Genomic DNA, 13,686 nt, shown 5'->3' on the forward strand with positions numbered 1-13,686 from the left:
TCCCAACCCGCCCCACTCACCGCCGCCTGCACCAGCGGGTGCAGATCCGCCCCTTTATGCTCCGTCTGCCAGGCCAACAACTCCTTGCGCATGCTCGGCGCCCAGTACATCTGCAAATGATTGCGCACGCCCAGCACCGCCTGTTCCTGGTCCGGTTGGGTGGCAAAGTACTGGCCGATCTGGTTGGCCATCTTGATCAGGTTGTCGGTGCTCATCGGCGTACCTCCGCTTTGGCGCCACGGCCCCGGTCCTTGAGCAGACGATGCTGTTCATCGCTGAATTCCTGGAAGCGCTTCTGCCACTCCGAAGGGTGATAAACGCGGCTGACTTCCACGGCCGTGACCTTGTACTCCGGACAGTTGGTGGCCCAGTCGGAGTTGTCGGTGGTAATCACGTTGGCGCCCGACTCCGGGAAGTGGAAGGTGGTGTACACCACGCCCGGGGCGACCCGTTCGGTGATCTGCGCCCGCAGCACGGTCTGCCCGGCGCGGCTGCCGATGCCGACCCAGTCACCTTCGTTGATGCCACGGCTCTCTGCGTCCGTCGGGTGGATTTCCAGACGGTCTTCGTCATGCCAGGCGACGTTTTCGGTGCGCCGGGTCTGCGCGCCGACGTTGTACTGGCTGAGAATGCGCCCGGTGGTCAGCAGCAGCGGATAGCGAGCGTTGACCTTTTCCTCAGTGGGCACGTAGCCGGTGAGCATGAAGCGTCCCTTGCCGCGCACGAACTCCTCGATGTGCATGGTCGGCGTGCCGTCCGGTGCCGCCGCGTTGCACGGCCATTGCAGGCTGCCGTGGCGGTCCAGTTCGGCGTAGCTGACGTTGGTGAAGGTGGGCGTCAGGCTGGCGATCTCATCCATGATTTGCGATGGATGCTGGTAATTCATCGGGTAACCCAAGGCATTGGCCAGGGCCACCGTGCCTTCCCAGTCAGCCTTGCCGCCCAGCGGATCCATGACCTTGCGCACCCGGGAGATGCGTCGTTCGGCGTTGGTGAAGGTGCCGTCCTTTTCCAGGAACGAACTGCCCGGCAGGAACACGTGGGCGAACTTGGCGGTTTCGTTGAGGAAAATATCCTGCACCACCACGCACTCCATGGCCGACAAGGCCGCGGTGACGTGCTGGGTATTCGGATCGCTCTGGGCGATGTCTTCGCCCTGGCAATACAGGCCCTTGAAAGTGCCGGCCAGGGCCGACTCGAACATGTTGGGGATGCGCAGGCCCGGATCGGGTTGCAGGGTGACGTTCCACGCCTGTTCGAACTGCGCCCGTACCACCTCGTTGGAGATGTGCCGGTAACCGGGCAACTCGTGAGGAAAGGAGCCCATGTCACAGGAACCCTGCACGTTGTTCTGCCCGCGCAACGGGTTCACGCCCACGCCTTCGCGACCGATGTTGCCGGTGACCATGGCCAGGTTGGCGATACCCATCACCGAGGTGCTGCCCTGGCTGTGTTCGGTGACGCCAAGGCCGTAATAGATCGCCGCGTTGCCGCCAGTGGCATACAAACGCGCAGCGGCACGGATATCGGTAGCGGGTACACCGCAGATTGGGCCGAGGGCTTCCGGCGAATTTTCCGCGCGGCTGACGAACTCGCTCCACTGGGCGAAATCACCAGGTTCGCAACGGGCATCGATAAAGTCCTGGTTGAGCAGTCCTTCAGTCACGATCACATGGGCCAGTGCGTTGAGCATGGCGACGTTGGTACCGGGGCGCAGGGCCAGGTGATACTCGGCGCGGGCATGCACCGTATCCACCAGATCGATGCGTCGCGGATCGATGACAATCAGCCGCGCACCTTCACGCAAACGGCGTTTGAGCTGGGAGGCGAACACCGGGTGAGCGTCGCTAGGGTTGGCGCCCATCACCAGGATCACGTCGGCCTGCATCACCGAATCGAAACTCTGGGTGCCGGCAGACTCGCCCAGGGTTTGTTTCAGGCCATAACCGGTCGGCGAGTGGCAGACCCGCGCACAGGTGTCGACGTTGTTGTTGCCGAAGGCGGCGCGCACCAGTTTCTGCACCAGATAGGTTTCTTCGTTGGTGCAGCGGCTGGAGGTGATGCCGCCGATGGAATCGCGGCCATATTTCTGCTGCAGTCGACGGAATTCGCTGGCGGCGTAAGTCACCGCTTCATCCCAGCTGACTTCCTGCCACGGGTCGCTGATGTGCTTGCGGATCATCGGCTTGGTGATGCGATCCGGGTGGGTCGCATAACCCCAGGCAAAGCGCCCCTTGACGCAGGAGTGGCCGTGGTTGGCCTGGCCATTCTTGTCCGGAACCATGCGCACCAGTTTGTCGCCCTTCATCTCGGCGCGGAACGAGCAACCCACCCCGCAATAGGCACAGGTGGTGATCACGCTGCGTTCGGGCTGGCCCAGTTCGACCACGCTTTTTTCCATCAGGGTCGCGGTAGGGCAGGCCTGCACACAGGCGCCGCAGGACACGCATTCCGAGTCTAGGAAGTTATCCCCACCAGCGGCCGAGACCCGGGATTCAAAACCGCGCCCGGTAATGGTCAGGGCAAAGGTGCCCTGGGTTTCCTCGCACGCACGCACGCAGCGGTTGCAGACGATGCACTTGCTCGGGTCGTAATCGAAATAGGGGTTGGACGTGTCCTTCACATCGGCCAGATGGTTGTCGCCTTCATAGCCGTAACGCACCTCCCGCAGGCCGACCTGACCGGCCACGGTTTGCAGCTCGCAGTTGCCGTTGGCCGAGCAGGTCAGGCAGTCCAGCGGGTGATCGGAGATGTACAACTCCATGACGTTACGCCGCAGCGTCGCGAGCTTGGGCGTCTGGGTGTGCACGCTCATGCCTTCCGTGACCGGCGTGGTGCAGGACGCCGGATAACCGCGCATGCCGTCGATCTCCACCAGGCACATGCGGCAGGAGCCGAAGGCCTCCAGGCTGTCGGTGGCACAGAGTTTTGGAATGGTGGTGCCGAGCAGCGCGGCGGCGCGCATCACCGAAGTGCCTTCGGGCACGCTGATGCTGCGGCCGTCGATGTTCAGGGTGACTTGCACCTGGCTGTCGCGGGCCGGCGTGCCCAGATCGATATCGGTGTTCGGGTCGAAGAGAGTGATCATTGCTCGGCCTCCGAGGCTTGCAGACCGAAGTCAGCGGGGAAGTGCTTGAGAGCGCTGGCCACGGGATAAGACGTCATGCCGCCCAACGCGCACAGCGAACCGTATTGCAGGGTGTCGCACAGGTCCTTGAGGATGATCACCTGCGCATCGCGGCTGTTCTGGTCAGGCGCGGCCAGCAAGCGGTCGATCACTTCGACGCCACGGGTCGAGCCGATGCGGCACGGCGTGCATTTGCCACAGGATTCCTCGGCGCAGAACTGCATGGCGAAGCGTGCCATGTGGGCCATGTCGAGGGTGTCGTCAGCCACCACCACACCACCGTGACCGAGCATCGCGCCGATGGCGGTGAAGGCTTCGTAATCCAGCGGCGTGTCGAATTGCGAGGGCGGAACCCACGCACCCAACGGGCCGCCCACCTGCACAGCCTTCAGCGGCCGGCCACTGGCGGTCCCGCCGCCGTAGTCTTCCACCAGCTCCCGCAAGGTCAGGCCAAAAGCCCGTTCCACCAGACCGCCGCGACGAACATTGCCCGCCAACTGGAAGGGCATGGTGCCCAAGGAACGGCCCATGCCGTAATCGCGATAGAACTGCGCACCCTTGGCCAGAATCAGCGGCACCGAGGCCAGGGTCAGCACGTTGTGCACCAAGGTCGGTAGGCCGAACAACCCCTGCAACGCCGGAATCGGCGGCTTGGCGCGAACGATCCCGCGCTTGCCTTCGAGGGAGTCCAGCAGCGCGGTTTCTTCACCGCAGATGTAGGCACCGGCACCGACGCGTACTTCCATATCGAAGGCCAGGCCGCTGCCGCCGACATTGGCGCCGAGGTAACCGGCGGTTCGGGCTATGTTCAACGCTGCACGCAGCGTGGCCACGGCATCCGGATACTCCGAGCGCACATAGATGTAGCCGAAGGTGGCGCCGACGGTAATGCCGGCAATGGCCATGCCTTCGATCAGCAGGAAAGGGTCGCCTTCCATCAGCATGCGGTCGGCAAAGGTGCCGGAGTCGCCTTCGTCGGCGTTGCATACGATGTACTTTTGCGCAGCTTCGGTAGCGCGCACCGTGCGCCATTTGATCCCGGCAGGGAAGGCCGCGCCGCCACGGCCACGCAGGCCCGAATCGAATACCTCAGTCGCAGTCTGTTCGCCACCTAGGGCAATGGCTCTTTTCAAACCCTCGAAACCGCCATGATCCAGATAATCGTCGATGTACAGCGGCCGGGTGATGCCGGCGCGGGCAAACAGCAGGCGTTGTTGCGTCTTCAGATAGGGCAACTCTTCCACCAGGCCCAGCGCCAACGGATGGGCAGACGGATCGCCTTTCAAGGCTTCGAGCACTGACGGTACATCGTCAGCAGTCAGTGGGCCGAAGCCGAAACGGCCTTGCGGCGTGTCCACTTCCAGCAATGGTTCCAGCCAATACAGGCCGCGCGAACTGGTGCGTTGCAACTCAGACATAACGCGGCCCCGGCCATGGATGATAAGGGCTGCCGCAATCTCTTCGGCGCCTACGGCACGGGCCAGCGAGTCACGGGGCAGATAGAAAGCCGGCATCACGCGTCCTCCCGACAAGCATCGAGCAACGCATCCAGCCGCTCTGCGCTAAGCCGCGCATGCACCCGGCCATCCAGCTCCAGTGCCGGCGAACAGGCACACGCACCCAGGCAATAAACCGGACGCAAACTGATGCTGCCATCGGCACTGCTGCCGTGATCATCCAGTTGCAGCCGCTCGCGCAACTGCGCGGCAAGCTGCTCGGCACCACGACTCTGGCACGACTCAGCCCGGCACAGCCGCAGGATATGCCGCGCAGGCGGCGCGGTACGGAAGTCATGGTAAAAACTGATCACCCCACGCACCTCGGCCTGGCTCAGGTTGAGGGCATGGGCAATCTCGGGGACGGCGGCATCGGGGACGTAACCGATGCGCTCCTGAATATCATGAAGAATGGGCAACAGCGCACCCGGGGTGCCCTTATGGCGCTCCAGCAGACTGTTGACCACAGGCAGGTGCAACATCTCATCAGGCATTCAGCAATCCTCACGGTCACGGACAAACCAGAAGGTCGTCGGTCGTCCGAAAGTGTCGGCTGCGGCACTCACACCACGTCACGGTATCGTGGATTTCAGGCCGGTGGCCAGGGCACCCTTGGCGGGCATCTTGTTGTGCCCGATGCGATCTCTGTCGCACATCTTTCAGGGCATAAAAGGCAGCTTGCCACGCGGCTGTTGATCGACCTGCACCAAAGCGACGTGCTCGGTTCTGCCTACGACTATCCATTAAGTCTAGATGAGTGCCGCGTGGGGCGTTCACACACCGGCCTAATGCCAGGAGGCCTGTCGATGGCTGATGTATAGCAAGCATTGCAGGAGAGAAGAAGCATCAGAACCGTGGGCAATTTTAAGGAGCAGATGCGTTGACGTATCCCCTGTGGGAGCGAGCCTGCTCGCGAATGCGCCAGCCCAGACACCATCAATGCTGAATCAGTTACCTGGCGATACCTGCTCAGTAGAATAGTTGGCTATAAACCGTGGGACGACTCACCGGCGCCACCTGGTTGAACGCACTATTCTTATGTTTTTTATGGAAGTCAGAGGCGGAATGGAACGCCTATCACAGACCCGACGATAGCTATTGAATATGAGCGGAGCAATGATCATGGAGTACGACGAAAAACTCATTGAAGGCGCCGTGCTTGCCCTGTTGGCAACCTTCAGTTCCGACAGCGGCAACGCCTGGAAAGGGTTCGACTTCGAGGTCATGAACCGATTGCATGAACATGGTTTCATCAGTGACCCGGTGAACAGGAACAAATCAATTTGGTTAACGGAGGAAGGGTTGGAGCGCGGTCGGCGGATAGCCGACCAGTTGTTCGGTGTGAAAACGCAAGGCGAACTTGGGTCCAACTCTGATACCTGACTTCAGACTGCGGTCACGATGGTTGGATTGATCTCGAAATTAAATCCATAAACTACCCGGTCCCCATTTGTTTGCGTGCTCACAGTGGCACCAGAATCTAAACCCCTGTAGGAGCGAGCCTGCTCGCGAAAGCGCCAGCCCAGCTAGCATCAATGCTGAAGGTGTACCGCAATCACACTCACCCACTCAGGCCAAATAGTGCCTGTCAGCTCACCGCAATCCCTGTGGGAGCGGGCTTGCCCGCGAAGGCGCCAGCCCAGCCAACATAAATGCTGAATCAGCTGCCACCTTCACAAGCCACCACACCCCAGAGGCCTAAATCACTAAGCTTCAGCCTTCGCCCCCGCCCGCGTAGCCATCGACCCAATCTCCCGATCCCGAGTAAGCACCTTCACCGCATCATCCACCAACGCCTTGCTCATCGAAGTCAGATAATGCGCAGCCCATGCGTGACGGTCAGTGTCTCTGGCATAAGCAGCATCTTCAGTGAGTGCCTTGGCCAGGAACAAAAAATCCGAAGCCATGGACAGCGCATCACCAAGAGGAACGCCGCGAGTGACATGAAACAGCGCTTGATCCGCGCAGTAGATCGCGGGTGTCAGGCCGATAGTTTTGAGTTCAGGTTGTTCGGTCATTGGCCACCTCCGAGGTTGGAGAGGCAATGGGGGAGGGCGTTACGCGATAGGGAATTGCGTAGAGGGGAAGGCCAAATTTCAAACGGATTTATCTTGGTCATGGTCAACATCCTTGATTTGAGGAGCTGCCACGAGCCTTCTCACGGGCTTGGGTGACAGCCGTGCGCGGGGTGAGAAACCGGCAATCAAGGCAACCGGTAGACCCGAAGGTCTCCCACGCACAGCCGCCATAAAGCCATATCGCAGACGAAAAAAAACGCCACGACAGGTTTTGGGGCGCTTTGCGCCTTGATTGTTTCGGGCTCTCACACCCGGTCGCTGAATTGGCAGCGACGGTGGGAGGGTATCTTGTGGACACCATCGCTGCAACCATCGAAATGCGGTCCTGCTAAGCACGGCCTTTTTGATTTGGCGCCCAAGGAGAGGTCGATCGCGTCAGAAACGGTTTCGATAGCAGATCCACAGTTGATTTGTCATCAGATGCAGATGCCGTTGATCTGTAAAAATTCATAAATTTAAAATTTTATGCGCTAAACCTGGATGAAAAGCTAAATTTCATCATGTGTTATTCATGAAGTCAGAGATTTCATCTATCCTCTAGTCGTTTTCTCAGCAGAGGTGGATCGTGGAACATTTCAATATCGTACTCGGATTATGCCGGTCGGCAGCCCAGGTCGCGAACCCGGCTGTGCGGGCTCACATTGAGAGACTGCGCAAGGCTCTGGAGCGAGAGGGGTCTAAAAATGAAGCCGCGTCCCTAAAAAAGGTTTCCGACTCCGTTAGCTTGCTTCCTAGCATGGCTCCATCCCGGGTTGTGCTATCAAGACAGTTAACTTTTGGCGAGGAGTTAACTGAAAGCGTCCAATGTCCCGTGGATAAAGAAACCGCGGCGAAACTCGCGGAAGTGAAGATAGTTAAAGACACGCCTGCTCCAATCTTTAATAAGGAACTGCAAGGAAGTTTAAGTTCAATACTAGAGGAGTGGAAAAATGTTGAAGTGCTTAGAAGTGCTGGAGTTGAGCCCGCGCTTTCCGTAATGTTGTACGGGGATCCAGGTACTGGCAAAACTATGCTGGCGGAATATATTGCAAAAGAGCTAGGGCTTCCCGTTGTGGTAGCAAAGCTTGATGGGATAATTTCATCATTTTTGGGTACGACTGCGCGTAATATTGCAAATTTATTCGATTTTGCAAATAGATATAAATGTATTTTGCTTCTTGATGAATTTGATGCAATTGCAAAACTCCGGGATGATCCACATGAATTGGGTGAGATTAAGAGGGTGGTCAATACATTGCTTCAATGTATTGACTCACGCTCAAAATCGGGCTTTACCATTGCAATAACAAATCATCAAGGTTTATTAGATCCCGCAATTTGGCGTAGGTTTGAAATTCGAGTCGAGGTTCCTCGGCCGAATATAAAGGCAAGGTCGGTAATAATAAAGAAATATTTTGATTATATTGAAGATGAAGTGCAGCTAAAGTTTCTTGCTTGGTTGACAGCTGGCGAGAGTGGGGCTGAGATTGTCCAGTTGTCACAGTTTATCAAAAGGCATAAGGCATTAAAAAAAGACGAGTACGATTTTTTGTCTGCAATCAAAAATCATACTATGCTGAGTGCTAAGGTCGATGAGGCAGAAAATCGGAAGGTTAGCCAGATGGAACCTGAGTTTCTGGCTCGTGAATTGTTTGAACAGAATCAAGAAAGTTTTAACCAAGAACAGTTGGCGGCCTTGTTTGGTAGAAGCCAGTCCACGATAAGTCGATGGATAAAGAAAAAGGAAGTTAGGGTATAATATGAAAAATAATCCCGTTCAAGTAGTGTTGAATACGCAGAACTATGTGACTCTGTATAGTCGGCAAGGAGGCGGTGGTGACAAGGATTTCTACGCTGGACGGGATATTGAATTTGTTGAGCACAAGACCCAGCTTCTACAAGAATTAAAAGAGCTTTCTCAGATGGCTGGTGGATCTGATGAGCTAATTTATGCTCAGGTCGAATTACAGTCTTTAGCTTGGGCGAAGTCGCACAGGCCAATTAAAAGAGTTTTTAAGCCTGGGGAGGTAGTGGTTAAGGCTGGGATTTCACTGGGTTCGATAGTGATTGGAGTTAAAAGGTCTGATATAGAGAGTATTGGTGGCGTAATTTCTAGTGCTGAAGAAAAAACGAATTATGTACAAAAAAATAATAAAGAGGTTGCTAAGCCATCTCGAGTTAGAAGTGAAATAGGCGCTATTAAGTCGATTCGGCATTATTCTGCGCATGATAAGCGAAAGTTTTCGCTAGAAGATGCATTGAGATGGCTGAAGGATCCTCGGACTGGTGGGGTTTATTATATCGAAACCTTCTTGGGTAATGATTATTCTAAGTACTCTAAGGCCGAAGCAAGTTCAAAAATTAATTTTGTTTCCGCTGTTCGACATATTGACGGGTTTGAAATAATAGAAATTGAAAGTGATTTGATTAGCTCTTTGTGTTATATGGCTAGACCTCGCGAGACTCCAACCTCACCGGATGCTCATCGAGGTTTGCTGAATTGCCTTGAGCAGCAGGAGGTGGTGAAGTCGATAATTCTACCTCCTGTACTTCAAGCTTCAGTTTCCGCTGCGCAATCAGCGGAATTGGATGTAATTAAAGAACCTGATGCAGATATTGACTATCCTATAGTCGGGATTATAGACACTGGAGCCGGTAATTTAAAACAGTTGGAAGGGTGGCGTGCGGGCGGTGCTGACTATTTAGAGTTTGAATTTAACCAAGATTACGCGCATGGAACATTTATTGCTGGTCTGATTTCTGGCGGTGATAGTTTAAATAGCTATCAGGAACTACAGGAAGGTGCGTGCAAGTTTTATGATCTTGATCTACACCCTACAAATACAGCAAATTATGGTTCGTACTACCCGAACGGCTTCATTGATTTTCTTGAGCAGTTAGATTTGGAAGTTATTGCGGCTAAAGAAAAGGGTGTAAGAGTATTTAATATGAGTCTTGCTGTGGTTACCTGTATTCAGGACTCTTCATATAGTATGTTTGCAAATATTATAGATAGCATTGCTGACAAGCATGACATCGTTTTTGTTCTGCCTACTGGGAACTTGGATCAAAATCTGTTTCGAGATGAGTGGACTACAGATCCTGTTGATAATTTGGCGATGTTAGCTAGTTACAAAAACCAAGGTTTAGATCGGATATTTCAACCTGCAGATAGCATACGTTCAGTAGTTGTTGGTGCACTGAATCCCCCGGATAATAAAACCAATGTTTTTCCATCAGTTTACACTCGGAGAGGGCCAGGGCCCTCATTTGGTATGAAGCCTGATGTCGCGCATATAGGTGGCGCGGCTTCAAGGTTGACGGGTTTAAGATCCTTGGCTGTTGATGGAAGTTGCGTTCATAGTTGTGGGACTAGCTATGCATCGCCGCTGGTGGCCAAAACATTGGCTAATATTCATAAGTCTATTGAGGGGGATGTTTCTCGAGAAACTCTAATAGCACTTTTGCTACATCATGCAAAAGTGCCGTCATATTTGCTTGCACCTGAGTTGAGTAAGATTTATAGGGATTTTGTAGGGGTAGGTATACCAAGCTTGTCTAGCCAAACTATGCTAAGTGATGACTATGAAATAACATTGGTTTTTAGTGGTGTCATGTATAAGCAGAAGCAATTGGAGTTTAATTTTGCTTGGCCTGCAGATTTGGTCAATGAAAATGGTGGATGCAGCGGAGATGTGAAAATGACTGTGGTGCACAGACCGCCAGTGGATCGCGATCAGTCGGCTGAATTTGTTCGGTTGAATATTGACGCTTTTCTACGTCAAGCAGAATTCAATAAGAGAACCAAAAAAACTAGTTTCAAGGGGCATCTTAAAAACGAATGTGGAAAGTTTTTTGAGAAAGAACTAGTTGAACATGGTTCTAAGTGGTGGCCAACAAAACGGTTGATTGACACTTTTGATAACGTGGGAGCAAGTTCTCAGTGGCGCCTAGTTTTGCAGCCCTTAACGAGGAGCGAGTTTGAGTTTCCTCAGGAGGGAGTCCCATTCTGCGTTATCCTAACAATTTCTGATCCTGGTAAAAAATTGCCAATATTTAACAATATGAAACTTCAGTTGCAAGCTTCTGGAGCAACTTTGTCAGATATTCGATCCTCCGTGCGACCAAGGGTCCGCCGCTAAATAGATGGATATATCTAGGAGGTAACATATTGCTCTCGGACCAAAAAGGGGACAGATTTATTTTCTTGAAAATAATTCTGTCCCCTTTTTCAGTCCCATTTTTCACCGGTTTAAAAGTTCGTTCTGCGTGACACTTTGTCACCCAGGAATTGATCCGAGCGTACCCCCAAGCAGTCATACCCTGCGGAAGGCTTAGCGTGGTTGAAAGTGGTGATATAGGTGAAGTTTTACTTCGGATTTGTGAAGGGAGTTTGACAGAACAGCAAGCTTGGCAATGGCTTTGCACTCCGGGGCAGGCAGTAGCAGAGGATCTACCTTTCCGCTCATACGAGAGATAATTGTCTTTTCTGAGATTTGGCGTGAAGTCCTTCGAGTAAAAAAGGACGGGTTTATATTTCCGTCCAATTTTTTGCTTTTTAGTCCTCTTTTTAAACCAGGTCGAGGGGGCGGCCTTAAAAGAGTCGTGAGATTGATAATGTACTTTCGGTGCATGGTTATTGTTTTATTTTAGAAATTACCACTTTTTTGAAACGAGATGAAAGGCGTCGCAATCTTTTATACATAAGCAAAGAATACGCCAGCATCAATAAGCAGCCGGTAGATACTGGAACCATAATTTCAGGTGGCGCATAAGCAAAAGCAGTAATAGCACCTGCAAATGCATTCAGTGCTGCTCCACGTGCAATCCGATCTCTACTTACATACGCCTCCATTGTTCTAACCGCGTCCGGGATTGAGCGTGCAAGCACTTCTGCGCTTCGTTCGTACGAGTCCGTCTTCGCCTTGCCTACGAAGAATTCATAAGCTGGTAAAAGAAATGTTATAACTCTTGAGCACGGCTTAAATGACCCGACCATGTACCCCAGTTCCTTGAATCGCCTTATCAAGAACGACGAGGTCGTATCTACGTATATGCCAAGGATGTAGGCAATCGGGAAGTAGACTATAACGAATATCTCCTTGTAATCTTTGATGCTGTCCAATGGGAGTTTGATGTAGTTCATGATGATCGCCGCAACCCATACAGATGCGATGATTCCAGATATCAAGTACTCTATGAGTGCCACTGCAAATTGCATTATTCCTCCCCTATGAATATCATTCTGTATTGCTGATAAGAAGTGGCGGCATAAGGTAGGGCTGGCGCCATGTTAAATAAAACTTAAGCAAGTTCTGATAAAATAAAATTTCGATTTTTGTTTTTTAAACTAGTTTCTTTCAGCTGTTGCAGGACGGTATCTTGCGACGCCGATGGAAATAAAAAACTCGCATCATAAGCATTAGAAAGCTTAAAGTCAGGGCTTAGCCTGATTTTCATGCCCAAATATCTAGCGCAGTAATTTCGTGCTAAATTTCCAGCACCTCCTAGCAATCCACATTTCTGTCTTTCTGGTCTTGTCGCTTTACTATCAGCAATAATTGAATTTAGATCAAGGAATGGGTGCAGGCCTTTAATCAAGGGGAAAATGTAAATAGTGGGCCATTCTTCTGGGGGCTTCCCGTGCCACAAATGTTCCTTGTAGACCATTTTTCCTTCACTAAAAGTACATTTTCTGGTTGCAAACCAGGCGGCAACAGTATAGTCGCTTGTGATGTCTAAATATGCAGATGGCGCTCCATATTGCTGTAGAAGCAAACCTTTCTGATAGGACTCTAAACCCCGATGGTTAATAGTTGCCACACCGGCAACCTGACTTTTGATAGCGCTTGAACCGTTAAACGATATGATTTGATTTGCATAATGAACCCATTCGGCAAGCTCAAGCACCAAATCTTCGTACTTATCTGTGCTTCCCAAAAAATCATCGTATTTTCTATACAGAGATGGCGTGAAATCAGAGTCCCTTACATTTGAGTACGGGGCAATACCCAAACCAGTTAAAGCAGAACGATCCGGGGTCAAATAATCTCGACTCTGGCCCCTGAGCCAAATTTCTACACCTGGCACACTATCAGCACTGCTTCTTATTTCCTTTAGTATATCTATAAGCTCGGCTTCTGAGCCTGCCTGCAACACAGGAGGCGATGAAAATTTTAGGGAGTCATTCTCCTTTGGTATCAAACTCTTGAACAGATACCTTCCCGCGAGTGCGCCTCCCGATAGCATATTGTCAGCTCGCCTTTCCCATAGTTCTTTAGATAATTGAGTTGGCATTGATTTAAGGTGCGCGGACCATATGTCGATTGCTAGGCAATGGTTGCTGATTTTTTTATTTTGGGGGAGATGAATGAATCCATACAGCGGGTCGAGCAGATATAGGGGTGAATTAAATCCCGCATTTATTATTTTTTGTGCATCGGAGCCTGGAGCGTATCGGCGCAGCATTTCCAATGATATCAAAGAAAGTTTACTTTTTCCGTGTGTCTGCCGAAGGAGCGGGGTTATATTCAGATTGTCAAAAGCCTTGTCCAAGTGCTGCTGTTGGACTGGATGCGTAGGCTCAATGCTTAAGGCGGACCTTTCATGTGGGTTTGAGAGACCTAATCTGTTAATTACGCCAGACAATTCTGAAAAATAAGATGCTCTCTCAAGCTGCTCTCTATGAAGCCCTTTGAAAGCGCGAATATTTGATTGCTTGCCAGAACGCTTCTTTGCCTCCAGCAGTTCTTTTTTCCATTCCTCATACATATCTTCAATCACTTTTTATCGTAGTTAGCTAGTGGGGAAATTTGGGTAATGGAACAGATTTTTATTGGTTAAGACGAGATGGCCGGCGGCGGTTCGCCTACCGGGCGCTACCGCTTTTTTGGCTGACCTTCGTTCATTGAATGTCTTTCAGATAATCCTTGAGCGCAACGAGCGGGGCATCAAGCTGCGCCATCGTCTGAATACCAGCAAACTCACCCACCAACCTCCCCAACTC

At 52.3% G+C, this 13,686-nt stretch carries 10 protein-coding genes; 3 read left to right on the forward strand and 7 right to left on the reverse strand.

Translation table 11 applies throughout. The features are described from left to right. The 4 genes from KGA88_RS30210 to KGA88_RS30225 form a co-directional block, all read right to left on the reverse strand. Window positions 1-215, reverse strand: a 215-nt coding sequence (locus tag KGA88_RS30210; protein WP_223596376.1) for a formate dehydrogenase subunit delta, incomplete at its 3' end; no start/stop codon positions are given. Further along, window positions 212-3,088: a formate dehydrogenase subunit alpha gene (gene fdhF, locus KGA88_RS30215; protein ID WP_223596378.1), complete on the reverse strand. Its 2,877-nt coding sequence runs from the start codon at window positions 3,086-3,088 to the stop codon at window positions 212-214. The genes KGA88_RS30210 and fdhF, both read right to left, overlap by 4 nt. After that, a complete protein-coding gene (locus tag KGA88_RS30220; RefSeq protein ID WP_223596380.1) occupies window positions 3,085-4,641 on the reverse strand; it encodes a formate dehydrogenase beta subunit in 1,557 nt (518 codons plus the stop codon). The genes fdhF and KGA88_RS30220 overlap by 4 nt, the downstream gene beginning before the upstream one ends. Further along, window positions 4,641-5,117 carry a formate dehydrogenase subunit gamma gene (locus KGA88_RS30225; RefSeq protein ID WP_103394280.1) on the reverse strand — a complete coding sequence of 159 codons (477 nt, stop codon included), beginning with the start codon at window positions 5,115-5,117 and terminating at the stop codon, window positions 4,641-4,643. Before KGA88_RS30225 ends, KGA88_RS30220 begins: the two co-directional genes overlap by 1 nt. A 628-nt stretch (window positions 5,118-5,745) precedes the next feature. Here KGA88_RS30225 and KGA88_RS30230 point away from each other — a divergent pair. After that, window positions 5,746-6,006, forward strand: a complete 261-nt coding sequence (locus tag KGA88_RS30230; protein ID WP_223596382.1) for a DUF6429 family protein — start codon at window positions 5,746-5,748, stop codon at window positions 6,004-6,006. A 323-nt stretch (window positions 6,007-6,329) separates the two neighbouring features. Here the strand turns inward: KGA88_RS30230 and KGA88_RS30235 are convergent, their stop codons facing one another. Beyond that, entirely contained in the window at window positions 6,330-6,641 is a 312-nt protein-coding gene (locus KGA88_RS30235) for a DUF3077 domain-containing protein (RefSeq protein WP_223596384.1), read from the reverse strand. A 625-nt stretch (window positions 6,642-7,266) separates the two neighbouring features. On the opposite strand from KGA88_RS30235, the gene KGA88_RS31625 reads away from it, so the two are divergent. Together KGA88_RS31625 and KGA88_RS30245 are read left to right on the forward strand one after the other, a co-directional pair. Continuing rightward, complete coding sequence (locus KGA88_RS31625; RefSeq protein WP_223596386.1) at window positions 7,267-8,439, forward strand: AAA family ATPase; 1,173 nt, start codon at window positions 7,267-7,269, stop codon at window positions 8,437-8,439. 1 nt (window position 8,440) lies between these two features. After that, the gene (locus tag KGA88_RS30245) at window positions 8,441-10,822 is read left to right on the forward strand and encodes a S8 family peptidase (protein ID WP_223596388.1); all 2,382 of its coding nucleotides are present in this window, start codon (window positions 8,441-8,443) and stop codon (window positions 10,820-10,822) included. Window positions 10,823-11,316: 494 nt separating this feature from the next. On the opposite strand, the gene KGA88_RS30250 is transcribed toward KGA88_RS30245, so the two are convergent. Both KGA88_RS30250 and KGA88_RS30255 read right to left on the reverse strand, forming a co-directional pair. Further along, entirely contained in the window at window positions 11,317-11,901 is a 585-nt protein-coding gene (locus tag KGA88_RS30250) for a hypothetical protein (protein WP_223596390.1), read from the reverse strand. A gap of 83 nt (window positions 11,902-11,984) precedes the next feature. Then, window positions 11,985-13,463, reverse strand: coding sequence for a hypothetical protein (locus KGA88_RS30255; RefSeq protein WP_223596392.1), 1,479 nt, complete (start codon window positions 13,461-13,463; stop codon window positions 11,985-11,987). Between the last annotated feature and the right edge of the window lie 223 nt (window positions 13,464-13,686).

The sequence above is a fragment of the Pseudomonas sp. A-R-19 genome (assembly GCF_019956575.1).
Lineage (GTDB): Bacteria > Pseudomonadota > Gammaproteobacteria > Pseudomonadales > Pseudomonadaceae > Aquipseudomonas.